This window comes from Streptomyces sp. YS415 (genome assembly GCF_023544665.1).
Lineage (GTDB): Bacteria > Actinomycetota > Actinomycetes > Streptomycetales > Streptomycetaceae > Streptomyces.
Genome location: NZ_JAMJFL010000001.1, coordinates 252204 through 276026 on the forward strand (window position 1 = coordinate 252204; position 23823 = coordinate 276026).

At 71.2% G+C, this 23823-nt stretch carries 20 protein-coding genes; 16 read left to right on the plus strand and 4 right to left on the minus strand.

Annotated elements, in window-relative coordinates:
- Nucleotides 1-79: 79 nt before the first annotated feature.
- From M8H82_RS01145 to M8H82_RS01160, 4 genes are all read right to left on the minus strand, one after another.
- Nucleotides 80-2464: a DUF3488 and transglutaminase-like domain-containing protein gene (locus M8H82_RS01145; RefSeq protein ID WP_250070365.1), complete on the minus strand. Its 2385-nt coding sequence runs from the start codon at nt 2462-2464 to the stop codon at nt 80-82.
- Complete coding sequence (locus M8H82_RS01150; RefSeq protein ID WP_250070366.1) at nt 2461-3822, minus strand: DUF58 domain-containing protein; 1362 nt, start codon at nt 3820-3822, stop codon at nt 2461-2463. The genes M8H82_RS01145 and M8H82_RS01150 overlap by 4 nt, the downstream gene beginning before the upstream one ends.
- Nucleotides 3822-4862 carry a MoxR family ATPase gene (locus M8H82_RS01155; RefSeq protein ID WP_250070367.1) on the minus strand — a complete coding sequence of 347 codons (1041 nt, stop codon included), beginning with the start codon at nt 4860-4862 and terminating at the stop codon, nt 3822-3824. Before M8H82_RS01155 ends, M8H82_RS01150 begins: the two co-directional genes overlap by 1 nt.
- A 237-nt stretch (nt 4863-5099) precedes the next feature.
- Entirely contained in the window at nt 5100-5648 is a 549-nt protein-coding gene (locus tag M8H82_RS01160; RefSeq protein WP_250070368.1) for a carbonic anhydrase, read from the minus strand.
- A 425-nt stretch (nt 5649-6073) separates the two neighbouring features.
- On the opposite strand from M8H82_RS01160, the gene rsmH reads away from it, so the two are divergent.
- The 16 genes from rsmH to M8H82_RS01240 all read left to right on the plus strand — a co-directional run bounded on the left by rsmH (nt 6074) and on the right by M8H82_RS01240 (nt 23761).
- Nucleotides 6074-7030 carry a 16S rRNA (cytosine(1402)-N(4))-methyltransferase RsmH gene (gene rsmH / locus M8H82_RS01165; protein WP_250070369.1) on the plus strand — a complete coding sequence of 319 codons (957 nt, stop codon included), beginning with the start codon at nt 6074-6076 and terminating at the stop codon, nt 7028-7030.
- A 21-nt stretch (nt 7031-7051) separates the two neighbouring features.
- Nucleotides 7052-7510, plus strand: coding sequence for a septum formation initiator family protein (locus tag M8H82_RS01170; protein WP_250070370.1), 459 nt, complete (start codon nt 7052-7054; stop codon nt 7508-7510).
- 7 nt (nt 7511-7517) lie between these two features.
- A complete protein-coding gene (locus M8H82_RS01175; RefSeq protein WP_250070371.1) occupies nt 7518-9476 on the plus strand; it encodes a penicillin-binding protein 2 in 1959 nt (652 codons plus the stop codon).
- Between the two features lie 163 nt (nt 9477-9639).
- Nucleotides 9640-11160 carry a UDP-N-acetylmuramoyl-L-alanyl-D-glutamate--2,6-diaminopimelate ligase gene (locus tag M8H82_RS01180; RefSeq protein WP_250070372.1) on the plus strand — a complete coding sequence of 507 codons (1521 nt, stop codon included), beginning with the start codon at nt 9640-9642 and terminating at the stop codon, nt 11158-11160.
- 4 nt (nt 11161-11164) lie between these two features.
- Complete coding sequence (murF, locus tag M8H82_RS01185) at nt 11165-12580, plus strand: UDP-N-acetylmuramoyl-tripeptide--D-alanyl-D-alanine ligase (protein ID WP_250070373.1); 1416 nt, start codon at nt 11165-11167, stop codon at nt 12578-12580.
- Entirely contained in the window at nt 12577-13650 is a 1074-nt protein-coding gene (gene mraY, locus M8H82_RS01190; protein ID WP_250070374.1) for a phospho-N-acetylmuramoyl-pentapeptide-transferase, read from the plus strand. Before murF ends, mraY begins: the two co-directional genes overlap by 4 nt.
- A complete protein-coding gene (gene murD / locus M8H82_RS01195) occupies nt 13632-15071 on the plus strand; it encodes a UDP-N-acetylmuramoyl-L-alanine--D-glutamate ligase (RefSeq protein ID WP_250070375.1) in 1440 nt (479 codons plus the stop codon). Before mraY ends, murD begins: the two co-directional genes overlap by 19 nt.
- A 97-nt stretch (nt 15072-15168) precedes the next feature.
- Nucleotides 15169-16530: a putative lipid II flippase FtsW gene (gene ftsW, locus M8H82_RS01200; protein ID WP_250070376.1), complete on the plus strand. Its 1362-nt coding sequence runs from the start codon at nt 15169-15171 to the stop codon at nt 16528-16530.
- A gap of 6 nt (nt 16531-16536) precedes the next feature.
- Nucleotides 16537-17628 (plus strand): undecaprenyldiphospho-muramoylpentapeptide beta-N-acetylglucosaminyltransferase, encoded by a 1092-nt coding sequence (murG, locus tag M8H82_RS01205; protein WP_250070377.1) that lies wholly within the window; start codon nt 16537-16539, stop codon nt 17626-17628.
- Nucleotides 17629-17653: 25 nt separating this feature from the next.
- Nucleotides 17654-18448, plus strand: coding sequence for an FtsQ-type POTRA domain-containing protein (locus M8H82_RS01210; RefSeq protein WP_250070378.1), 795 nt, complete (start codon nt 17654-17656; stop codon nt 18446-18448).
- A 278-nt stretch (nt 18449-18726) separates the two neighbouring features.
- Nucleotides 18727-19917, plus strand: a complete 1191-nt coding sequence (ftsZ, locus tag M8H82_RS01215) for a cell division protein FtsZ (protein ID WP_250070379.1) — start codon at nt 18727-18729, stop codon at nt 19915-19917.
- Nucleotides 19914-20642: a peptidoglycan editing factor PgeF gene (gene pgeF / locus M8H82_RS01220; RefSeq protein WP_250070380.1), complete on the plus strand. Its 729-nt coding sequence runs from the start codon at nt 19914-19916 to the stop codon at nt 20640-20642. Before ftsZ ends, pgeF begins: the two co-directional genes overlap by 4 nt.
- Before the next feature lie 4 nt (nt 20643-20646).
- Entirely contained in the window at nt 20647-21366 is a 720-nt protein-coding gene (locus tag M8H82_RS01225) for a YggS family pyridoxal phosphate-dependent enzyme (protein WP_250070381.1), read from the plus strand.
- A gap of 129 nt (nt 21367-21495) precedes the next feature.
- Nucleotides 21496-22137, plus strand: coding sequence for a cell division protein SepF (locus M8H82_RS01230; RefSeq protein ID WP_250070382.1), 642 nt, complete (start codon nt 21496-21498; stop codon nt 22135-22137).
- Between the two features lie 83 nt (nt 22138-22220).
- Nucleotides 22221-22505 carry a YggT family protein gene (locus tag M8H82_RS01235; RefSeq protein WP_007448661.1) on the plus strand — a complete coding sequence of 95 codons (285 nt, stop codon included), beginning with the start codon at nt 22221-22223 and terminating at the stop codon, nt 22503-22505.
- Between the two features lie 53 nt (nt 22506-22558).
- Nucleotides 22559-23761, plus strand: a complete 1203-nt coding sequence (locus M8H82_RS01240) for a DivIVA domain-containing protein (RefSeq protein ID WP_250070383.1) — start codon at nt 22559-22561, stop codon at nt 23759-23761.
- The last annotated feature ends 62 nt before the right edge of the window (nt 23762-23823 follow it).

Sequence of the window (23823 nt, forward strand, 5' to 3'; positions counted from 1 at the left end):
CGCCAGACCCGCAGCTCCTGTGTGAAGGGGGCGACCACCTTGCGGTGGTCGCCCCCTCACGCGCGCGTTCGCGCCGGTCTCAGCTGCGCTGCCCCGAGGGCTTGCCCGCCGGCGGCCGGGCCGCGGAGGCCTTCGCCGTGACCCCGGCCCACCATCCCGCCGCCGCCCACACCACACGCACGGTCGAACGCGGCAGGAACAATGCTCGAGCCCGGGTGCCCCGGCTGACCGTGGTCCGCAGGGCGGCGACCACCCGGCGGGCGTCCGCCGCGAGCCCCGCCACCGGAGCCGGCCGCGGCGCGTACAGCACCTGCTCGACGGCGTCGGCCACCCGGTGCACCGCCGCCGCGGCCTCCGGGTCGAGGTGCCCCAGCCGGACGATCCGGGCCGCCGCCTTGCGCGGGGTCTGTGACTCCTCCGGCATGATCCCGTGGTCCCACGCCGTGTCGATCAGCTCCTGCCAGACCGCCAGGACGTGCGGGACCGTGTCCGCCTCGCCACGGCCGTGCGCCCCGAGCCGTACCGCCCGGGTGCGCAGCCGCCACAGCAGCGGCGACAGCGGGATCAGCAGGGCCGCGAGTCCGGCGAGGGACCAGGCCAGGGCGACGTACCACTTCGGGCCGTCGTCGTCGTCGGCCAGCGCGGCCTGCGGGGCCTCGCTCGCGCACAGTTCGGGGTTGCCGCCCGCCGCACAGTTCTCGCTCTCCGAGGGTGCCGCGCTGGGGGCCGAGCTCGCCGACCGGGTCGGCCGCGCCACGTCCGGCAGGGTGCTGCCGGGCACCTCCGTCTGGGTGTACGAGGGCACCGAGCCCCGGGTCGGGGTCGGCTCGAAGCGGGTCCAGCCCACGCCCTCGAAGTACAGCTCGGGCCAGGCGTGGGCGTCCTTCAGGCCCACCGACACGGAGTCGTCGCCCTGCGGGGTGCCGGGCGCGAAGCCCACCGCCACCCGGGCGGGTATGCCCAGCGAGCGGGCCATCGCCGCCATCGAGAAGGAGAAGTGGACGCAGAAGCCCTGCTTGTCCCGCAGGAACCGGACGATCGCGGAGGAGCCGCTGCCGACCTGCACCTCGGTGTCGTACTGGAAGCCGCCGGTGACGGCGAAGTACTCCTGGAGCCTGACCGCCTGCTCGTAGGGGCCGCTCGCGCCGTCGGTGACCTCGCGCGCCGTCTGCGCCACCTCCTCCGGCAGCGACGACGGCAGCTCGGTGAACTCCCGCTTGATCGCCGCCGACGGCTCCGGCGCGTCGGCGAGCTGCTCCGCGGTCGGCTGCACGTCGAGGCTGCGCACCGTGTACGTCAACCCGCGGGTGTTCTGGCCGTGGTCGCCGACGAGGGTCATGCCGAGAGGTTCGTAGCGCCAGTTGCCCTCGATGTCGACGCCGCTCGGCGGATAGGGCATCGGCAGCCAGTCCTGGGCGTACCAGTTCGCGGCCGAGATCCGGGTCTCGATCTCCGCGCGCTCGGTGTCGGGGCCGAGCCCCATGGGGGTGGGGAACTCGCGCGGCACCGAGGTGATGTTCCGCTTGGACGGCTTCCAGGTGGTGCCGTCGAAGTCGTCCAGGGAGACGATCCGCAGATACATGTTGGACAGGTCGTCGGTGCTGGTGCGCAGGGAGAGGACCTGGCGGTCCTCGTCCACGTTCAGGCTGTCGCGCAGCGACACCAGCGGGTTCACCGCGGAGATGGTGCCGCCGCCCCCGGACCCGGAGCCCACTCCGGTGCCGGCGCCGTCCAGCAGACCGCCGTTCATCGCGGGCAGCCCGAGCGGCACCACCAGGGCGATGCCGAGCGCCACCACGCCGATCCGCCGCCCGGCGCGCACCGGCGCGACGGCGCCGCCCGCCTCGCCGCCGCCCGGTGTGCGCGGAGCGCCGCCGAAGATCCGGCCCCACTGCGAGAGCCGGTCCCGGCCCTCTGCGAGCAGGAGCATCAGGTAGCCGGCCGAGGCGATCAGGAACCACACCCAGTCGGCGCCGCCGTCGGACAGGCCCGCCGCGATCGAGTACAGCGCGAGCAGCGGCAGCCCCGCCGGGGCCGCGCTGCGGAAGGTCACCGCGAGGATGTCCACCGCGAGCCCGATGACCAGCACACCGCCCACGAGCAGCAGCCGGATGCCGTCGGACAGCGGCGCCGGGATGGCGTACCGCCCGACGTCGTCCGTGCCGGTCTGGAGCAGGTCGCCGAGGTGCGCGAGGGCCTCCGGGCCCGGCACCAGCCCGAACAGGGCCTGCTCACGGGCGAAGGTCAGGGTCAGCAGCAGCAGCGTCACCAGGGTCTGCGCGGCCACGGTCAGCGCCCGGGCCAGCGGCACCCGGCGGGCGGCCAGGCCCACACCGGTCTGCACGGCCAGCAGGAAGACCGCCTGGAAGAGCCAGGTGGGGTCCTCGACGAGGGGCAGCAGGGCGCATGCCGCGGCCAGGGTGGCCAGGGCGGCGAACAGTGCCAGTCGTGCCCGCCCGCTCATGCCGGTCCCTCCCCACTGGCGGCGACGAAGCCCGTGCGCTCCCGGTCCGCCTGGCGCCACAGCTCCTCCAGGGAGGCGCCCCGCGGCACGCTCAGGGCCGTCCAGCCCGCCTCACGCAGCATCCGCAGCCGCTCCTCGCTCCTGTCCGACGGCCCGGCCACGTCGGTCGGTTCCCGCACCCAGGTGTCGCTGTCCAGCAGGAAGGCGACCGCGCCCCCGCTGCGTCGGCGCATCCGGGCGGCCACCGCGGCCTGCTCCTCGTCGAGGTCGCCGAAGAACGCCACGAGCAGTCCCTCGTTCCCGCCGCGCAGCACGTCGTAGGCCCGGGACAGGCCGGTGCCGTCGGAGTGGTCGATCAGCGCGAGGGTGTCCATCATCAGCCCGGCCGAGTCCGCCGTCTCCTGGCTGGCGCCGGCGAACCCGTCGGCGCCCTCGCCGGGCACCGAGCTGCCGGTGTCCGTCAACAGCCGTACCGAGAAGCCCCGCTCCAGCATGTGTACGAGGACCGAGGCCGCGCCGGACACGGCCCATTCGAAGGCCGAGTCCGGACCAGCGCCCTGGAAGGCCGGGTCCCGGGTGTCCAGCAGCACCGTGCAGCGGGCGCGCTGCGGCTGCTCCTCGCGGCGCACCATCAGCTCGCCGTAGCGGGCGGTGGAACGCCAGTGCACCCGGCGCAGGTCGTCGCCGTAGCGGTAGCCGCGCGGGATCACGTCGTCCTCGCCGGCCAGCGCCAGCGAGCGCTGCCGTCCGTCGCCGTACCCGGTGGCCTCGCCGCTGAGCCGGACCGGGGGGAGCGGCTCCACGCGCGGGATCACCGTCAGGGTGTCGTACGTGGAGAAGGACCGGGTCAGCTCGCACATGCCGAAGGGGTCGCTCAGCCGCAGCTGGAGCGGCCCGAGCGGATAGCGGCCGCGCAGGTCGGAGCGGACGCGGTAGGACACCTCGCGGCGGCCGCCCGCCTCCACCCGGTCCAGCACGAAGCGCGGGCGCGGGCCGAGGACGTAGGGGACCCGGTCCTGGAGCATCAGCAGGCCGGTGGGCAGCCGGGAGACGTTGTCCATCCGCAGATGGACCCGGGCCTCGCTGCCCGCGGGCACGCGCGCGGGGGAGAGCCGGCGGCTGCCGGCGACCCGGTAGCGCGTGCGGTAGAGCACGGACGCGCAGACCAGCGGCAGCACCGCGAGCAGCAGCCCCACGCGCAGCAGGTCGCTCTGCCCGAGGACGTACGCGCAGATCGCGGCCGCCACCCCGGCGGCCAGGAAGGAGCGGCCGCGGGTGGTCAGACCGGACAGCGCGGTGCGCATCCCGCCCTGCTCACCCCGGTCCGCCTCCGCGTGCCCCGTCCCCCCGATGCTCATCACAGCCTCCGCGGCGGCTGCTGGGGATACGCCGGGGCGCCGCGGCCGAGGCCGCCGAAGCCGCTCTGCTGCTGCGGAGCGGCGGGCACCGGGGTGCGCTGCAGGATCTCCTGGACGACCTGCTCCGACGTACGGCGGTTGAGCTGGGCCTGGGCGGTGGGCAGCAGCCGGTGGGCCAGGACGGCCACGGCGAGCGCCTGCACATCGTCCGGCAGGGCGTACTCCCGGCCGCTCAGCGCGGCGGACGCCTTCGCCGCGCGCAGCAGATGCAGCGTCGCGCGCGGGGAGGCCCCGAGTCTGAGGTCCGGGTGGTTGCGCGTGGCGGCCACCAGGTCCACGGCGTAGCGCCGCACCGCTTCGGCGACGTGGACCCCGCGGACGGCGTCGATCAGCTTCACGATCTCGTGCGCGTGCGCCACCGGCTGGAGGTCGTCCAGCGGGTTCACCCCGCCGTGGATGTCGAGCATCTCCAGCTCGGCCTCCGGGCTCGGATAGCCGATGGAGACCCGCGCCATGAAGCGGTCGCGCTGCGCCTCGGGCAGCGGGTAGGTGCCCTCCATCTCGACCGGGTTCTGGGTGGCCACCACCATGAAGGGGCTGGGCAGCTCGTAGGTCTGCCCGTCGATGGTGACCTGGCGCTCCTCCATGGACTCCAGCAGCGCGGACTGGGTCTTGGGCGAGGCGCGGTTGATCTCGTCGCCGATCACGATCTGCGCGAAGATCGCGCCCGGCTTGAACTCGAAATCCCGGCGCTGCTGGTCCCAGATGGACACACCCGTGATGTCCGAGGGCAGCAGGTCAGGGGTGAACTGAATACGCCGTACCGAGCAGTCGATCGACCGTGCCAGCGCTTTGGCCAGCATTGTCTTGCCGACGCCGGGGACATCCTCGATCAGAAGATGTCCCTCGGCGAGCAGCACGGTCAGCGAAAGCCGTACGACCTCGGGCTTGCCCTCGATCACTCCCTCCACCGAACTGCGGACTCGCTCGACGGTGGCGGTCAGATCAGTGAGGCTCGCTCGATCGTCATAGGTCGTCACCCGGCCCTCCTCGGCCCGTTCATTCCGGGCCGACGCTCTGCGTTGCGGACCGGCCCACCCCGAAACACGGACACCACCCGGGAAAAGTTCCGCGTGACGCCACACCCGCATTCTTGCTGCCGTTACCGTTTCGTGTCACTCGCCTGTGGACAACTGCCCGCGTTATGTCGGTCTTACCGCCTTTTGAGCGGCCCCAAGCCGAAAAATCAACAGCGAAACGACAGCTTCAGCGGCAGGTTACGCGGGGTCGATCTCGCGCAGCAGGCCGGTTTTCACATCGAAGACGAAGCCGCGCACATCGTCGGTGTGCAAAAGGAACGGCGACGTCCGCACGCGCTGCATGGACTGCCGTACGTCCTGGTCGACGTCCCGGAAGGCCTCCACCGCCCAGGACGGGCGCTGGCCGACCTCCATCTCCAGGTCGTGCCGGAACTCCTCGGTGAGGCTCTCCAGACCGCAGCCGGTGTGATGGATGAGCACCACGCTGCGGGTGCCGAGCGCCCGCTGGCTGATGGTGAGCGAGCGGATCACGTCGTCCGTGACCACGCCGCCCGCGTTGCGGATGGTGTGGCAGTCGCCGAGTGCCAGGCCGAGCGAGGCGTGCAGGTCGATACGGGCGTCCATGCAGGCCACCACGGCCACGTGCAGTACCGGCCGGGCGTCCATGCCCGGGTCGGTGAACGCGGCGGCGTACCGCTCGTTCGCCTCGACGAGACGGTCCGTGACCGTGCCGCCATCGGCGGTGGCGCCTTGGGGACCCGCGGGAACCGATGCAGATGTCGTCATACCTATGACGGTAATGGTCACCCCCTGTTCCGTCCCGTTGTGAGAGGGGACAAAGAGCGTCAATGAGAGCGGTTGTGAGGTAACCCACAAGGCAGACGCGACCGCGTCTGTAGGAGTGAAATCCCTCCTCGTCCCGCTTCGCGCCGACCCCGGGCCGCGCCGCGCAGGCCGGTTGATTGACCGCGAGACAGGGTGGACTAAAGTGACGCGAAGCGGGAGGCGAGGCCTCCCCGCTGGACCGAACTTCCCGTAGGACCCGGCGCGCCCGCCGGAGATTCTCCCCACGTGCGCGGCGCGTACGTACGGCTCGGCCTCCTCCCGCTCCCGGCCGGCTGACGCTCCTGGCGCCGGCAGGCCCCCCGCCACCGGGGGAGGGCGGGGACCCCGCCCGGTGCGTACCGCCACGCCGGACCTGAGAGGGCCCCTTGAGCCAGAGTCGACATGTCCCGGTGATGCTCCAGCGGTGCCTGGACATGTTGGCCCCCGCCCTCCAGGCCCCCGGAGCCGTCGTCGTCGACTGCACCCTCGGACTCGGCGGCCACAGCGAGGCCCTCCTGCAGCGGTTTCCCGAGGCCCGGCTCGTCGCCCTGGACCGGGACAAGGAGGCCCTGCGCCTGTCCGGCGAGCGACTCGCCCCCTTCGGTGAGCGGGCCACCCTGGTGCACGCCGTCTACGACGAACTGCCCGAGGTGCTCGACCGGCTCGGCCTCGCGCGCGTGCAGGGCGTCCTGTTCGACCTCGGGGTCTCCTCCATGCAGCTCGACGAGGCCGACCGCGGCTTCGCCTACGCCCAGGACGCGCCCCTGGACATGCGCATGGACCAGACGACCGGCGTCAGCGCCGCCGAGGTCCTCAACACCTACCCGCCGGGGGAACTCGTCCGGATCCTGCGCGCGTACGGCGAGGAGAAGCAGGCCAAGCGGATCGTGGCCGCCATCGTGCGCGAGCGCGCCAAGGAGCCCTTCTCCCGCAGCGCCCGGCTCGTGGAACTGATCCGGGACGCGCTGCCGCAGGCCGCCAAGCGCACCGGCGGCAACCCGGCCAAGCGCACCTTCCAGGCCTTGCGCATCGAGGTCAACGGCGAGCTCTCCGTGCTGGAACGGGCCGTGCCGGCCGCCGTGAAGGCCCTCGACGTCGGCGGACGGATCGCCGTGCTGTCGTACCACTCGCTGGAGGACCGGCTGGTCAAGCAGGTCTTCGCGGCCGGCGCCGCCACCACCGCGCCGCCCGGTCTGCCCGTCGTCCCCGAGCAGTACCTGCCGCGGCTCAAGCTGCTCACGCGCGGTGCCGAACTTCCCACCGAGGACGAGGTCGCCGAGAACCGCCGGGCGGCACCGGCGCGGCTGCGCGGGGCGGAGCGCATCAGAAAGGACGTCGAGTGAGCCGTACTCACGGGAGGGCGTGTGAGTAGGAAACCCGAACTGAGGGGCAGGGCCGCCCGGCTCGCGCGGCTCTTCCCGACCGGACGGGGGCAGGCCGCCCGCACCCCCTTCGTCCTCCTGGTCGTCCTGCTCCTCGGCGGCGGTCTGATCGGGCTGCTGGTGCTGAACTCCGCCCTGAGCGAGGGCGCGTTCCGGCTCGACGACCTCCAGAAGGAGACCAAGAGCCTCACCGACGAGGAGCAGGCGCTCCAGCGGGACGTCGACGCCTACTCCGCCCCCGAGGCCCTCCAGCGCCGGGCCCGTGACCTCGGCATGGTGCCGGGCGGCGACCCCGCCTTCCTCGACCCCGACGGCACGGTCAGGGGCGTCCCCGCCCCGGCCCCCGCCGACGTCCACCAGACGGCCGTACAGGATCCGCTGGTCCTGGCGCCCGAGGCGTTCGCGACCCCGCCCCCGACCCCCACGATCCCCGGCAGGTGACGGAAGAGTGGCCGACTCAGGCAAGCAACCGCCGCGCCGCCGGGTGCCCGGGCCCGCACGGCCCGGCCGCCCGGCCGGCCGACGCGTCCCGGGCCCCGGCGCCCGCCCCGCCCGCCGCCCGGCGGCGCTCCGCCCCGCGGCCGCCCCGTCGCTCCGGCTGGGCAGCCCCCGCCCCCGGCTGCGCATGGTCAGCCTGGCGCTGACCCTCGTCCTGATCGCCTTCGTCGTACGCCTCCTCCAGGTCCAGGCCGTGGACGCCGGCACCTACGCCGCCAAGGCCGAGAAGAACCGGTACGTCGGCTACACCCTGGCCGCCGAGCGCGGCGGCATCACCGACCGCAACGGCGTGGCCCTCGCGGCCAGCGTGGACGCGTACGACATCACCGCCGACCCCACCCTGTTCACGCGCAAGTCGCTGAAGGTCGGTGACGGGCCCGAGCAGGCCGCCGCGCTGCTCGCCCCGATCCTCGGCCAGGACCAGGCGGTGCTGACCAAGAAGCTCAAGGCGAAGGGCCAGTACGTCCTGCTCTCCAAGCGGCAGACCCCGCAGGTGTGGAAGCAGATCAAGGACCTCAAGAGCGCGCTCGCCACCAAGGCGGAGACCGACCCCGGCACGGCCAACGTCCTCGCCGGCGTCTTCTCGGTCGCCAGCAGCAAGCGGGTGTATCCCAACGGCGAGCTCGCCGCCGGGATACTGGGCTGGGTCAACTACGACGGCAAGGGCGGCGGCGGAGTCGAGCAGCAGTTCGACAAGGAACTGGCCGGCAAGGACGGCAAGATCCGCTACGCCCAGTCCGGCGGCCGCCAGGTGCCCACCGCCGGCGGCTCCACCGAGACGCCCGCCGTGCCCGGCAGCGACGTCGAGCTCACCATCGACCGCGACATCCAGTGGGCCGCGCAGAACGCGATCAGCGAGCAGGTGGAGGAGTCCAAGGCCGACCGCGGCTATGTGATCGTCCAGGACACCAGGACCGGCGAGATCCTCGCCATGGCCAACTCGCCCGGCTTCGACCCCAACGACCTCTCCAAGGCCGACGGCGCCTCCCTGCACAACTGGAGCCTGGAGGACGCCTACGAGCCCGGCTCGACGGCCAAGGTGATGTCGATGGCCGCCGTGCTGGAGGAGGGCGTGGCCACCCCCGGCACGCATGTCGTCGTGCCCAACCGGCTGCACCGCGGCGACCGGCTCTTCAAGGACGACATCGACCACGAGACCTGGTACCTCACGCTCAACGGCGTGCTCGCCAAGTCCAGCAACATCGGCACCATCCTGGCCACCGGGCAACTGGGCAGGACGCAGCCGGAGTCCAACAAGGTCCTCTACTCCTACCTGCGCAAGTTCGGCCTCGGCAGCTACACCGGACTCGGCTTCCCCGGCGAGACCAAGGGCATCCTCGCCCCGCCGGACCAGTGGTCGACCTCGCAGCAGTACACGATTCCTTTCGGCCAGGGCGTCTCCATCAACGCGATGCAGGCGGCCTCCGTCTACTCGACCATCGCCAACGGCGGCGTACGCGTCGAACCCACCCTGGTGCGCGGCACCAAGGGGGCCGACGGACGCTTCACCCCCGCCCAGAAGCCCGAGAAGACACGGGTGGTCAGCGCCAGGACCGCGAAGACCCTGGCCCGGATGCTGGAGTCGGTGGTGGACGACCGCGAGGGCACGGGCACCAAGGCGCGCATCCCCGGCTACCGGGTCGCGGGCAAGACCGGTACGGCCAACCGTGTGGATCCGGCCACCGGCAAGTACCGCGGCTACACCTCGTCGTTCGCCGGATTCGCGCCCGCCGACCAGCCGCGGATCACCGTCTACTGCGCCATCCAGAACGCCACCGAGGGCAACTACTTCGGCGGCCAGATCTGCGGGCCCGTCTACAAGCAAGTCATGGAGTTCGCCCTGAAGACCCTCCAGGTCCCGCCGACCGGAGCCCCGGCCGCCAAGCTCCCGGTCACCTTCTCGCCCTGATCGTCCCCGAGCAGCCAGGAACCACCTCGTGACAACGATCACCCCCGATCCCGGGAACCACGGACCCTCCGCCGCCTCGCTTCGCTCCGAGGCGGGTGGGCCCGGTACGCTCACCGCCGTGCCACACGCTGATCAGTCCCAAATCACCCAGAAGGGCGCACCCGTGACATATCCCGGGCCGCCCAGGCCGGTCCAGGTCTCCGCCGCACCCCTCGCGGAACTCGCCGACCAGCTGGGTGCCGCGCGGCCGGGTCAGGACGCCGAGGTCACGGGTATCACCCACGACTCGCGGGCCGTCCGTCCCGGCGACCTGTACGCCGCTCTGCCGGGCGCCCGCCTGCACGGCGCCGACTTCGTCACCCAGGCCGCCGGCCTCGGCGCGGTCGCCGTGCTCACCGATCCGACCGGCGCCGAACGCGCCGCCGCGACCGGCCTGCCCGTGCTGGTCGTGGACGACCCGCGCGGACGGATGGGCGAACTGGCGGCCACGATCTACGGCCACCCCGGCCGCGATCTGCTCCAGATCGGCATCACCGGTACCTCCGGCAAGACCACCACCGCCTATCTCGTCGAGGGCGGCCTGAGGACGGCCCGCTCCACCGGCCTGATCGGCACGGTCGAGATGCGCATCGGCGACGAGCGCATCAAGTCCGAGCGCACCACCCCCGAGGCCACCGACCTCCAGGCCCTCTTCGCCGTCATGCGCGAACGCGGTGTCGAGGCGGTCGCCATGGAGGTCTCCAGCCACGCGCTGGTCCTCGGCCGGGTCGACGGCTGCGTCTTCGACATCGCCGTCTTCACCAACCTCAGCCCGGAACACATGGAGTTCCACTCCGACATGGAGGACTACTTCCGGGCCAAGGCGCAGCTGTTCACGCCGCGGCGCAGCCGGCTCGGGGTCGTCAACCTCGACGACGAGTACGGCCGCAGGCTCACCAAGGAAGCCACGGTCCCCGTCGTCACCTTCTCCGCCGAGGGCAACCCCGACGCCGACTGGCGCGCCGAGGACGTCCAGGTCGGGCCCATGGACTCGACGTTCACGGTGATCGGCCCGAAGGGCGAGCGGATCGACGCCCGTTCGCCGCTGGCCGGCCCGTTCAACGTGGCCAACACCCTCGCCTCGATCGTCGCCCTGGCGGTGGCCGGCCTCGACCCGCAGTCCGCCGCCGACGGCATCTCCGCCGTCCCCGGCGTGCCCGGCCGGCTGGAGCGGGTCGACGCGGGCCAGCCCTATCTCGCGGTCGTCGACTACGCCCACAAGACCGACGCGGTCGAATCCGTGCTGCGGGCCCTGCGCAAGGTGACGAGCGGTCGCCTGCACATCGTGCTCGGCTGCGGCGGCGACCGGGACCGGACCAAGCGGGCGCCGATGGGCGCCGCCGCGGCCCGCCTCGCCGACACCGCCGTACTGACCTCCGACAACCCCCGCTCCGAGGACCCCCTCGCGATCCTCGCGACCATGCTGGAGGGCGCGGCGTCCGTGCCCTCCCACGAGCGCGGCGAGGTCCAGGTCTTCGAGGACCGGGCCGCCGCCATCGCCGCCGCCGTCGCCCGGGCCCGGCCCGGGGACACCGTGCTGATCGCGGGCAAGGGCCATGAGCAGGGCCAGGACATCGCCGGGGTGGTGCGTCCCTTCGACGACCGCCAGGTGCTTCGCGAAGCTATCCAGCAGACCCAGGGATGAACTTGTGATCGCCCTCTCCCTCGCCGAGATCGCAGAAGTCGTCGGCGGGCAGACGCACGACATACCGGATCCGTCGGTACAGGTCACCGGACCGGTCGTCCGGGACTCCCGTGAGGTGGAGCCCGGCAGCCTCTTCGTCGCCTTCGCCGGCGAGCGGGTCGACGGCCACGACTTCGCGGCCCAGGTCGTCGGGGCGGGCGCGGCGGCCGTGCTGGCCTCCCGGCCCGTCGGCGTGCCCGCGATCGTCGTGGACGACGTCCAGAGCGCCCTCGGCGCCCTCGCCCGGCACGTCGTACGACGGCTCGGCGCCACCCTGGTGGCCCTCACCGGGTCCGCGGGCAAGACCAGCACCAAGGACCTGATCGCCCAGGTGCTCCAGCGCAAGGCGCCCACGGTGTTCACGCCCGGCTCCCTCAACAACGAGATCGGGCTGCCGCTGACCGCCCTGTCCGCCACCGAGGAAACCCGCTTCCTGGTGCTGGAGATGGGCGCCCGGGGCATCGGCCACATCCGCTACCTCACCGAGCTGACGCCCCCGAAGGTCGGCCTCGTCCTCAACGTCGGCTCCGCCCACATCGGCGAGTTCGGCGGCCGCGAGCAGATCGCGGTGGCCAAGGGCGAACTCGTGGAGTCACTGCCGCCCGCGGAGGACGGCGGGACCGCGATCCTCAACGCGGACGACCCCTTGGTACGGGCCATGGCCTCCCGTACACAGGCGAAGGTGCTCCTCTTCGGCGAGTGCGACGAAGCGGACGTACGCGCCGAGAACGTACGACTCACGGACAGCGGACAGCCCGCCTTCCTGCTTCGCACACCCTCCGGTGCAAGCGAAGTGACCATGCGCCTGTACGGTGAGCACCACGTGTCGAACGCGCTCGCCGCGGCCGCCGTCGCCCACGAGCTGGGCATGTCCGCGGAAGAGATCGCCACCGCGCTCTCCGAGGCGGGCTCCCTCTCCCGCTGGCGGATGGAGGTCACCGAGCGCCCGGACGGCGTGACGGTCGTCAACGACGCCTACAACGCGAACCCCGAGTCCATGCGAGCCGCCCTGCGCGCGCTCGCGGCGATGGGCAAGGGACGTCGTACGTGGGCGGTGCTCGGCAAGATGGCCGAGCTCGGGGACGAGGCGCTCGCCGAGCACGACGCGGTCGGACGGCTCGCCGTCCGGCTCAACGTCAGCAAGCTCGTCGCGGTCGGGGGCAGGGAAGCGTCCTGGCTGCAACTGGGCGCATATAACGAGGGTTCGTGGGGTGAGGAGTCGGTGCACGTGTCCGACGCACAGGCGGCGGTCGACCTGTTGCGCAGCGAGTTGCGCCCGGGGGACGTCGTACTCGTGAAGGCGTCCCGGTCGGTCGGCCTCGAGAGCGTGGCGCAGGCGCTCGTCGAGACCGGTGCCGAGGGTGAGGTTTCCGCCCGATGATGAAGCAGATCCTGTTCGCAGGAGTCATTGGTCTGTTCCTGACGCTGATCGGCACCCCGCTGCTGATCAAACTCCTCGCCCGCAAGGGCTACGGCCAGTACATCCGGGACGACGGCCCGCGCACGCACGGCAGCAAGCGCGGTACGCCGACCATGGGCGGTATCGCCTTCATCCTGGCGACGGTCGCCGCGTACTTCCTGTCGAAGCTCATCACGGGCAAGCCGCCGACCTACTCCGGTGTGCTGGTGCTCGGCCTGATGGTCGGCATGGGCCTGGTCGGCTTCCTCGACGACTACATCAAGATCGTCAAGCGGCGGTCGCTGGGTCTGCGGGCGAAGGCGAAGATGGCCGGGCAGCTGCTCGGCGGTATCGCCTTCGCGGTGCTCTCGCTGCAGTTCGCCGACGCCCGCGGCAACACCCCGGCCTCCACGAAGCTTTCGTTCATCACGGACTTCGGCTGGACGATCGGTCCGGTGCTGTTCGTGGTGTGGGCGCTGTTCATGATCCTCGCGATGTCGAACGGCGTGAACCTCACCGACGGTCTGGACGGTCTGGCCACCGGCGCCTCCGTACTGGTCTTCGGCGCCTACACGTTCATCGGTGTCTGGCAGTACCAGGAGTCCTGCGCCAACGCGAACACGCTGACCAACCCGGGCGCCTGCTACGAGGTCCGCGACCCGCTCGACCTCGCCGTGGTCTCCGCCGCGCTGATGGGCGCCTGCCTGGGCTTCCTGTGGTGGAACACCTCGCCGGCCAAGATCTTCATGGGTGACACCGGTTCGCTGGCGCTCGGCGGTGTGCTCGCCGGTCTCGCCATCTGCTCGCGCACCGAGCTGCTGCTCGCCATCCTCGGCGGCCTGTTCGTCCTGATCACCATGTCGGTGGTCATCCAGGTCGGCTCGTTCCGGCTCACCGGCAAGCGGGTCTTCCGGATGGCGCCACTGCAGCACCACTTCGAGCTCAAGGGCTGGTCCGAGGTACTCGTGGTGGTCCGCTTCTGGATCATCCAGGGCATCTGTGTGATCGTCGGCCTGGGTCTCTTCTACGCGGGATGGGCAGCAGAAAAGTGACCTCCTCGGAGTCCTCCGACTGGCAGGGCAAGCACGTCACCGTCGCCGGGCTCGGTGTCTCCGGCATCCCGGCGGCCAAGGTGCTGCACGGTCTGGGCGCGCGGGTCACCGTCGTCAACGACGGCGACGACGCACGCGCGCGTGAACAGGCCGCGGGGCTGGAGGAGCTGGGCGTCACGGTCCGCCTCGGCGACGGCGCGACCCTGCCCGAGGGCACCGAACTCATCGTCACCGCCCCCGGCTGGAAGCCGGACAAGCCCCTGTTCGTGGCGGCCGCCGCGGCGGGCGTCCCGGTGTGGGGCGACGTCGAACTCGCCTGGCGGCTGCGCGGCCCTGACGCCGCGCCCTGGCTCGCGGTCACCGGCACCAACGGCAAGACCACGACGGTCCAGATGCTCGCCTCCATCCTGAAGGCGGCAGGCCTGCGCACGGCCGCCGTCGGCAACATCGGCGTCTCCCTGCTGGACGCGGTCCTCGGCGACGAGGAGTACGACGTCCTCGCCGTGGAGCTGTCCAGCTACCAGCTCCACTGGGCGCCCTCCCTGCGCGCCCACTCGGCCGCCGTACTGAACCTCGCCCCCGACCACCTCGACTGGCACGGCTCCATGGAGGCGTACGCCGCCGACAAGGGCCGTATCTACGAGGGCAATCGCGTCGCCTGTGTCTACAACGCCGCCGACAAGGCGACCGAGGACCTGGTGCGCGAGGCGGACGTCGAGGAGGGCTGCCGGGCCATCGGCTTCACCCTCGGCACCCCGGGCCCGTCCCAACTCGGCGTCGTCGAGGGAATCCTGGTCGACCGCGCCTTCGTGGAGAACCGGCAGAAGAACGCCCAGGAGCTCGCCGAGGTCTCCGACGTCACCCCGCCGGCCCCGCACAACATCGCCAACGCCCTTGCGGCGGCGGCCCTCGCCCGCGCCTTCGGCGTGCCCGCCGGGGCCGTACGCGACGGCCTGCGCGCCTTCACCCCGGACGCCCACCGCATCGCGCATGTGGCGGACGTCGACGGGGTCGCCTACGTCGACGACTCCAAGGCCACCAACACCCACGCGGCGCAAGCCTCGTTGGCCGCCTACGAGTCGATCGTGTGGATCGCGGGCGGACTGGCCAAGGGCGCCACCTTCGATGAGCTGGTCGCCCAGTCGGCGAAGCGGCTGCGCGGGGTCGTCCTGATCGGCGCCGACCGGGCGCTGATCCGCGAAGCCCTCACGCGACACGCCCCGGAAGTACCGGTCGTGGACCTCGACCGGACCGACACTGGGGCGATGCTCGCGGCTGTCCAGGAGGCCCGGCGGCTCGCCACCGCGGGCGACACGGTGCTGCTGGCCCCGGCCTGCGCCTCGATGGACATGTTCGCCAACTACAACAAGCGCGGTGACGCGTTCGCGGAGGCGGTCCGCGAACTCGGAGCCGGCGCCTGACGGCGAGGTCCCGGCAGCCTAGGGTGCATCGGGACCCTTGGAGGGACGGTGACTCGGATGTGGCTCGGGTTCGGTGGGTGCGTGCGAGGAGCCGGTGATGCCCAGTAGCCGTACGGGCCGCCCGCCGGCCCAGCGAGCCGTCCGGGGCCCCCTCGCTCCCCGGCCCCCGCGCGAGAACCCCCTCCTGCAGCTCTACACGCGCGCCAAGAAGGCCTGGGACCGGCCGCTGACGGCGTACTACCTGATCCTGGGCGGCAGTCTGCTGATCACCGTGCTGGGTCTGGTGATGGTCTACTCGGCCTCCCAGATCAAGGCGCTGCAGATGTCGCTGCCCGGCTCGTACTTCTTCCGCAAGCAGCTGCTGGCCGCGGCCATCGGCGCCGGACTGCTGTTCGCCGCCTCCCGGATGCCGGTCAAGCTGCACCGGGCGCTGGCCTACCCGATCATCGCGGGTGCCGTCTTCCTGATGGCGCTGGTGCAGGTGCCGGGGATAGGAGTCTCGGTCAACGGCAACCAGAACTGGATCTCCGTCGGCGGCCCCTTCCTGCTCCAGCCCAGCGAGTTCGGCAAGCTCGCCCTGGTGCTGTGGGGCGCCGATCTGCTGGCCCGCAAGCAGGACAAGAAGCTGCTGACCCAGTGGAAGCACATGCTGGTGCCACTGGTCCCGGTCGCCTTCATGCTGCTCGGGCTGATCATGCTCGGCGGCGACATGGGTACGGCGATCATCCTGACGGCGATCCTGTTCGGGCTGTTGTGGCTGGCGGGAGCGCCCACCCGGCTGTTCGTGGGGGTGCTGTCGATCGCCGGTCTGCTCGGCCTGATCCTCATCAAGACCAGCCCGAACCGGATGGCCCGCCTGCAGTGCATCGGCGCCACCGACCCCGGCCCGGGGGACAGCTGCTGGCAGGCTGTGCACGGCATCTACGCCCTCGCGTCCGGCGGAATCTTCGGATCCGGGCTCGGCGCGAGCGTGGAGAAATGGGGGCAACTCCCCGAAGCCCACACCGACTTCATCTTCGCCGTCACCGGTGAGGAACTGGGCCTGGCGGGGACGCTGTCGGTGCTCGCCCTCTTCGCGGCTCTAGGCTATGCGGGTATCCGCGTGGCCGGACGCACGGAGGACCCCTTCGTCAGGTATGCCGCGGGAGGCGTGACCACCTGGATCACCGCTCAGGCGGTGATCAACATCGGTGCGGTGCTCGGTCTGCTGCCGATCGCCGGTGTCCCCCTCCCGCTGTTCTCCTACGGAGGATCCGCCCTGCTGCCGACCATGTTCGCCATCGGGCTGCTGATCGCCTTCGCACGCGACGAGCCCGCTGCGCGGGCGGCGCTTTCGATGCGGCAACCCCGCTTTGGTAGAAAGCGGGGTGCCGGGGGCTTCGCTGCGACCAGGGAGTCCCGGAGATGGAACACGATGCGACGGCGCGCCTCGGCGGCGCGTTCGTCCGGAGAGCGGTGAATTTCGGTGCATGTCGTACTCGCCGGCGGAGGAACCGCGGGCCACATCGAGCCCGCGCTCGCCCTCGCGGACGCCCTGCGCAGGCAGGACCCGACCGTGGGGATCACGGCCCTGGGCACGGAGCGCGGTCTGGAGACCCAGCTCGTCCCGCAGCGCGGTTACGAGCTGGCGCTGATCCCGGCCGTACCGCTGCCGCGCAAGCCGACCCCCGAGCTGATCACCGTCCCGGGCCGGCTGCGCGGCACGATCAAGGCCGCCGAGCAGATCCTGGAGCGCACCAAGGCGGACTGTGTCGTCGGCTTCGGCGGCTATGTGGCGCTGCCCGGCTATCTGGCCGCCAAGCGGCTCGGCGTGCCGATCGTCATCCACGAGGCGAACGCCCGGCCGGGCCTGGCCAACAAGATCGGCTCGCGGTACGCCGCCCAGGTCGCCGTCTCCACCCCGGACAGCAAGCTGCGCGGCGCCCGCTACATCGGCATCCCGCTGCGCCGCTCCATCGCCACCCTGGACCGGGCCGCCGTGCGCCCCGAGGCCCGCGCCGCCTTCGGGCTCGACCCGAACCTGCCGACCCTGCTGGTCACCGGCGGCTCCCAGGGCGCCAGGCGGCTGAACGAGGTCGTCCAGCAGGTCGCGCCCTGGCTCCAGCAGGCCGGAATCCAGATCCTGCACGCGGTCGGCCCGAAGAACGAACTGCCGCAGGTCCACCAGATGCCGGGGATGCCCCCGTACATCCCGGTAAGTTACCTGGACCGGATGGACCTCGCGTACGCGGCGGCCGACATGATGCTCTGCCGCGCGGGCGCGATGACCGTCGCCGAACTCTCCGCCGTCGGGCTCCCGGCCGCCTATGTCCCGCTGCCCATCGGCAACGGCGAACAGCGGCTGAACGCCCAGCCGGTGGTCAAGGCCGGCGGCGGACTGCTGGTCGACGACGCGGAACTCACGCCCGAGTGGGTGCAGCACAACGTGCTGCCCGTGCTCGCCGACCCGCACCGGCTGTACGAGATGTCCCGCGCCGCCGGTGAGTTCGGCCGCCGGGACGCCGACGACCTGCTCGTCGGCATGGTGTACGAGGCGATCGCCTCGCACCGGCGCTAGGACCGTATGACGAAGGGCAGGAAGCGTGGCCGGATCGACGACCGCCGAGCGCGGGGCACGTCAGCAGGAGTCGTCCGGCCCGCCTCCCGCCCGGCGGGTGCGGCCCCCTCGGCTTCGTACGATCATCATCCTCGCCGTCGCGCTCGTGCTGTTCGGGGCGGGCGGCGTCTGGGCGTTGTACGGGTCGAGCTGGCTGCGCGTGGAGCGCGTGAGCGTGTCGGGGACCCGGGTGCTGACGCCCGCGCAGGTGCGCGAGGCCGCCGACGTCCCGGTCGGGGCGCCGTTGGTCTCCGTCGACACCGATGCCATCGAGGCCCGGCTGAAGCGGGAACTGCCCCGCATCGACACCGTGGAGGTGGGCCGTTCCTGGCCGCATGGAATCGGGCTGAAAGTCACCGAGCGGATCCCGGTTCTGATGGTGCGAAAGGGCGGGAACTTCATCGAAGTGGACAGGAAAGGTGTCCGCTTCGCCACAGTTTCTGACGCCCCGAAAGGCGTTCCCGCACTGGAATTGGCGCTTTCCCCGTCCAGTTCCGCCGCCGCCAGCCTGCGCCGCTTCGGCGAGGGCCGTCTGGTGCGCGAGGCGGTCCGGGTCGCCGGCGCCGTTCCGGCCACCGTCGCGCGGGACACCCGGACCCTCAAGGTCCGTTCCTACGACGACATCTCGCTGGAGCTGGCAGACGGACGTACCGTCGACTGGGGCAGCGCCGAGAAGGGCGGGGCGAAGGCTCGCACACTCCTGGCCCTGATGAAAGCCTCGCCGGATGCGAGGCACTTCGATGTCGGCGTTCCCACCGCCCCTGCGTCATCGGGGAGTTGACGCACATCAGCGCAGGCCAGCACCCTGGTTGGGCACTGCTACGGCTGATCACATAGGGTGAAAAGAAAAACGGGAGGTTCGGCGTGTTCGTTGAACGGGCGCCACTTGTCGACTTAGTGTCCTGTTCAGAAGACTTCAAGGAACGGACACACTGGTAACCCTAAACTTCAACGTTAGGGTTCGGGTCGGCGAAACGGACCGTCCCATTCGGCATCAGTCGTCGGATCGCGGGGAACCGCGAGGCGGCGACACGTAACTCGAGGCGAGAGGCCTTCGACGTGGCAGCACCGCAGAACTACCTCGCAGTCATCAAAGTCATCGGTGTCGGCGGCGGTGGTGTCAATGCCATCAACCGGATGATCGAGGTCGGTCTCAAGGGCGTCGAGTTCATCGCCATCAACACTGACGCACAGGCGCTGTTGATGAGCGACGCCGACGTCAAGCTCGACGTCGGCCGGGAACTCACCCGCGGACTCGGCGCCGGCGCCAACCCGGCCGTCGGCCGCAAGGCCGCCGAGGACCACCGCGAGGAGATCGAGGAGGTCCTCAAGGGGGCCGACATGGTCTTCGTGACGGCCGGTGAAGGCGGCGGCACCGGCACCGGCGGCGCGCCCGTCGTGGCCAACATCGCCCGCTCGCTCGGCGCCCTCACCATCGGCGTGGTCACCCGCCCGTTCACCTTTGAGGGGCGGCGCCGCGCGAACCAGGCCGAGGACGGCATCGCCGAGCTCCGCGAAGAGGTCGACACCCTCATCGTCATCCCGAACGACCGGCTGCTGTCCATCTCGGACCGCCAGGTCTCGGTGCTCGACGCCTTCAAGTCGGCCGACCAGGTCCTGCTCTCCGGTGTCCAGGGCATCACCGACCTCATCACCACGCCCGGCCTGATCAACCTCGACTTCGCCGACGTCAAGTCGGTCATGTCCGAGGCCGGTTCGGCCCTCATGGGCATCGGCTCGGCCCGCGGCGACGACCGCGCGGTGGCCGCGGCCGAGATGGCGATCTCCTCGCCGCTGCTGGAGGCGTCCATCGACGGCGCCCGGGGCGTGCTGCTCTCCATCTCCGGCGGCTCCGACCTCGGCCTGTTCGAGATCAACGAGGCCGCCCAGCTGGTCAGCGAGGCCGCCCACCCCGAGGCCAACATCATCTTCGGCGCGGTGATCGACGACGCCCTCGGCGACGAGGTGCGGGTCACCGTGATCGCGGCCGGCTTCGACGGCGGCCAGCCGCCCTCCAAGCGGGACACCGTCCTCGGCTCGTCCTCGGCCAAGCGCGAGGAGCCCACTCCGGTACGGCAGACCGAGAGCCGTCCGTCCTTCGGCTCGCTCGGCAGCGTCACGCCGAAGGAGGAGCCGGCGCCCGCTCCCGAGCCGGCCGCCGACCTCCCGGTCGCCCCGCCGGTCCCGCCGTCCCGGTCCTACTCGGACAGCGCGGCCGAGGAGCTGGATGTGCCGGACTTCCTGAAGTGATAGGACAGCGCGACACCGTGAGCGGCGCGCACTTCGCCTTCACCGACAGGTGGGGCGGGGTGAGCGCCGTTCCGTACGAGGAGCTCAACCTCGGCGGGGCGGTCGGCGACGACCCCGGCGCCGTACGGACCAACCGGGAGCTGGCGGCCAAGTCGCTCGGGCTCGACGCGGACCGGGTCGTCTGGATGAACCAGGTGCACGGCAACGACGTCGTGGTGGTCGACCGTCCCTGGGAGGACCGGCCGGTGCCGGAGGTCGACGCGATCGTCACCGCCGAGCGGGGGCTGGCCCTCGCCGTTCTCACCGCCGACTGCACCCCCGTCCTGCTCGCCGACCCCGTCGCCAAGGTGGTCGCGGCGGCCCACGCCGGCCGGCCCGGCATGGTCGCCGGAGTCGTCCCCGCCGCGGTGCGCGCGATGAGGGACCTGGGCGCCGAGCCGTCCCGGATCGTCGCCCGCACCGGGCCGGCCGTCTGCGGCCGGTGCTACGAGGTGCCGCGGGAGATGCGCGCCGAGGTCGGTGCCGTCGAACCGGCGGCGTACGCCGAGACGAGCTGGGGTACGCCCGCGGTGGATGTGACCGCCGGGGTGCACGCGCAGCTCGAACGGCTCGGGGTGCGCGACCGGGAGCAGTCGCCGGTGTGCACGCGCGAGTCGGGCGACCACTTCTCGTACCGCCGCGACCGGACCACGGGCCGGCTCGCGGGCTATGTCTGGCTGGACTGAGGGCATGACGCAACGCAAGGACGAACTCGCCGGGAATCTGGCGAAGGTGGAGGAGCGCATCACCGCGGCGTGCGTGGCCGCTGGGCGCAAGCGCGAGGAGGTGACCCTGATCGTGGTCACCAAGACCTACCCCGCGAGCGATGTGCGGATCCTGTCGGACCTCGGGGTGCGCCATGTCGCCGAGAACAAGGACCAGGACGCGGCACCGAAGGCGGCGGAGTGCTCGGATCTGCCGCTTACTTGGCATTTCGTGGGGCAGTTGCAGACCAACAAGGTGCGATCCGTGGTCGGTTACGCGGATCTCGTGCAGTCCGTCGACCGCTCCAAGCTGGTGACGGCTCTCTCCAAGGAGGCGGTACGGGCGGAGCGCGAGGTGGGCTGTCTCATCCAGGTCGCGCTCGACGCCGGTGAGCGCGAGCGGGGGGAGCGGGGCGGGGTGGCGCCGGGCGGCATCGCGGAGTTGGCCGACCTGATCGCCGCGGCTCCGGGGCTGCGGGTCGACGGACTGATGACGGTCGCACCCTTGACCGGAGAGTACGCGGGACGTGAACTGGCGGCGTTCGAGCGGTTGATGGATTTGTCGACCGACCTGCGGCGAGCTCATCCTGCTGCGAACATGGTCTCGGCAGGTATGAGTGCGGACCTCGAACACGCCGTGGCGGCCGGAGCGACACATGTGCGCGTCGGTACCGCGGTACTCGGTGTCCGCCCGAGGCTCGGGTAACGTCGCCAGGAAGTCGGACCACAGCAGAAAATATGGTCATTACCGCTGAACAGCGGGCGTAACGACCTCGTGGATCGCGGGCACTTGGCAGTCGTCAGCCGATCCACCACAGAGCGGAGGACTCAGAGCATGGCCGGCGCGATGCGCAAGATGGCGGTCTACCTCGGCCTCGTGGAGGACGATGGGTACGACGGCCGCGGTTTTGATCCCGACGACGACTTCGAACCCGAACTCGACCCTGAGCCCGAGCGGGACCACCGGCGGCACGAGCCGTCACACCAGTCGCACGGCTCACATCAGTCCCAAAGGGACGAATCGGTACGAGTGGTGCAGCCGTCCGTGCAGCGCGAACCGGTGTCCCACGCCGCTTCGCTGGGCGCGGAATCCGGGCGTCCGGCGCGTATCGCGCCCGTGGCATCCATCACACAAGAACGTCAGAGCATGGAGAAGAACGCACCGGTGATCATGCCCAAGGTCGTGTCGGAACGAGAGCCCTACCGGATCACCACGCTTCACCCGCGGACCTACAACGAGGCCCGTACCATCGGGGAACACTTCCGTGAGGGCACCCCGGTGATCATGAATCTGACTGAGATGGATGACACAGACGCGAAGCGACTTGTCGACTTTGCGGCCGGTTTGGTGTTTGGTCTTCACGGCAGCATCGAGCGGGTGACGCAGAAGGTGTTCCTGTTGTCGCCTGCTAACGTCGATGTCACGGCGGAGGACAAGGCCCGTATCGCAGAGGGCGGGTTCTTCAACCAGAGCTGAGACGCACAACCGGATCAGCAGTACAGAGCAACACAACGCAGTACCGCAGCAGCACGGAACATGGGGAGAGGGAAGCAAGGGTCATGAGCGTGGTCCTGGATGTCGTCTATATCGCGCTGATGTGCTTCCTCATCGTGCTGATCTTCCGGTTGGTCATGGACTATGTCTTCCAGTTCGCCCGCTCGTGGCAACCCGGCAAGGCGATGGTGGTCGTTCTGGAGGCCACCTACACTGTCACTGATCCACCGCTCAAGCTTCTGCGGCGGTTCATTCCGCCGCTGCGTCTCGGGGGCGTGGCGCTCGACCTGTCCTTCTTCGTACTGATGATCATCGTCTACATCCTGATCTCGATCGTGAGCCGGCTGTGAGCGATGTGAACTACCGTCTTGCCGAATGCCGACGACTACGTTGAGGTGAAGAGATGCCGTTGACCCCCGAGGACGTGCGGAACAAGCAGTTCACGACCGTCCGCCTCCGAGAAGGCTATGACGAGGACGAGGTCGATGCCTTCCTCGACGAGGTCGAAGCCGAACTGACCCGCCTGCTCCGCGAGAACGAGGACCTGCGCGCCAAGCTGGCGGCGGCCACGCGCGCTGCTGCGCAGAACCAGCAGAACATGCGCAAGCCTCCGGAACCGCAGGACCAGCAGCAGGGTATGCCTCAGCAGGGCGGTATGCCGCAGCAGGGTGGCATGCAGCAGGGCGGTATGCCCCAGCAGGGTGGCATGCAGCAGGGCGGCATGCCGCAGCAGGGCATGCGAGGCCCGGGCGCCCCGGTGCCGGCCGGCATATCGGGCCCGCCGCAGCAGCAGATGGGCGGCCCCATGGGTGGCCCGCCCCAGCTGCCGAGCGGTGCCCCGCAGCTGCCCGCCGGTCCCGGCGGCCAGGGTGGCCCGCAGGGCCCCGGTCCGATGGGTCAGGGTCCCGGTCCCATGGGCCAGCACCAGCCCCAGATGCAGCAGCAGATGGGCGGTCCGATGGGCGGCCCCATGGGCGGTCCGATGGGCGGCCCCGGTCAGGGCCCCGGTGGCGACAGCGCCGCCCGTGTCCTCTCGCTGGCCCAGCAGACCGCCGACCAGGCGATCGCCGAGGCCCGTTCCGAGGCCAACAAGATCGTCGGCGAGGCGCGTTCGCGTGCCGAGGGTCTCGAGCGTGACGCCCGTGCCAAGGCCGACGCCCTGGAGCGGGACGCGCAGGAGAAGCACCGCGTCGCGATGGGCTCCCTGGAGTCCGCTCGCGCCACGCTGGAGCGCAAGGTCGAGGACCTGCGCGGCTTCGAGCGCGAGTACCGCACGCGGCTGAAGTCCTACCTGGAGTCGCAGCTGCGTCAGCTGGAGACCCAGGCCGACGACTCGCTGGCCCCGCCGCGCTCTCCGGCCGCCGCCTCGCTGCCGCCGTCCCCGGCGCCTTCGATGGCTCCGGCCGGTGCGAGCGCCCCGTCCTACGGCGGCAACCAGGGCATGGGCGGCGGCCCGTCCCAGGCCGGCCCCTCCTACGGCGGCCAGCAGCAGATGTCCCCCGCGATGACCCAGCCGATGGCTCCGGTCCGTCCGCAGGGCCCGTCCCCGATGGGTCAGGCTCCCTCGCCGATGCGCGGGTTCCTGATCGACGAGGACGACAACTGACGGCCAGTAGTACGCCTTAGGCGTCGGCAGCGTTCAAAGGGGCGAGCCCCGGACTCACGGTC

What these genes read in the sequence shown, in the direction of transcription:
- M8H82_RS01225 (WP_250070381.1), top strand. Translation starts at nt 20,647, where the DNA reads ATGACGCAACGCAAGGACGAACTCGCCGGGAATCTGGCGAAGGTGGAG.
- murD (WP_250070375.1), top strand. Translation starts at nt 13,632, where the DNA reads ATGGGCAGCAGAAAAGTGACCTCCTCGGAGTCCTCCGACTGGCAGGGC.
- ftsW (WP_250070376.1), top strand. Translation starts at nt 15,169, where the DNA reads ATGCCCAGTAGCCGTACGGGCCGCCCGCCGGCCCAGCGAGCCGTCCGG.
- M8H82_RS01145 (WP_250070365.1), bottom strand. Translation starts at nt 2,464, where the DNA reads ATGAGCGGGCGGGCACGACTGGCACTGTTCGCCGCCCTGGCCACCCTG.
- M8H82_RS01160 (WP_250070368.1), bottom strand. Translation starts at nt 5,648, where the DNA reads ATGACGACATCTGCATCGGTTCCCGCGGGTCCCCAAGGCGCCACCGCC.
- M8H82_RS01235 (WP_007448661.1), top strand. Translation starts at nt 22,221, where the DNA reads ATGAGCGTGGTCCTGGATGTCGTCTATATCGCGCTGATGTGCTTCCTC.
- M8H82_RS01230 (WP_250070382.1), top strand. Translation starts at nt 21,496, where the DNA reads ATGGCCGGCGCGATGCGCAAGATGGCGGTCTACCTCGGCCTCGTGGAG.
- M8H82_RS01150 (WP_250070366.1), bottom strand. Translation starts at nt 3,822, where the DNA reads ATGAGCATCGGGGGGACGGGGCACGCGGAGGCGGACCGGGGTGAGCAG.
- M8H82_RS01240 (WP_250070383.1), top strand. Translation starts at nt 22,559, where the DNA reads ATGCCGTTGACCCCCGAGGACGTGCGGAACAAGCAGTTCACGACCGTC.
- mraY (WP_250070374.1), top strand. Translation starts at nt 12,577, where the DNA reads ATGATGAAGCAGATCCTGTTCGCAGGAGTCATTGGTCTGTTCCTGACG.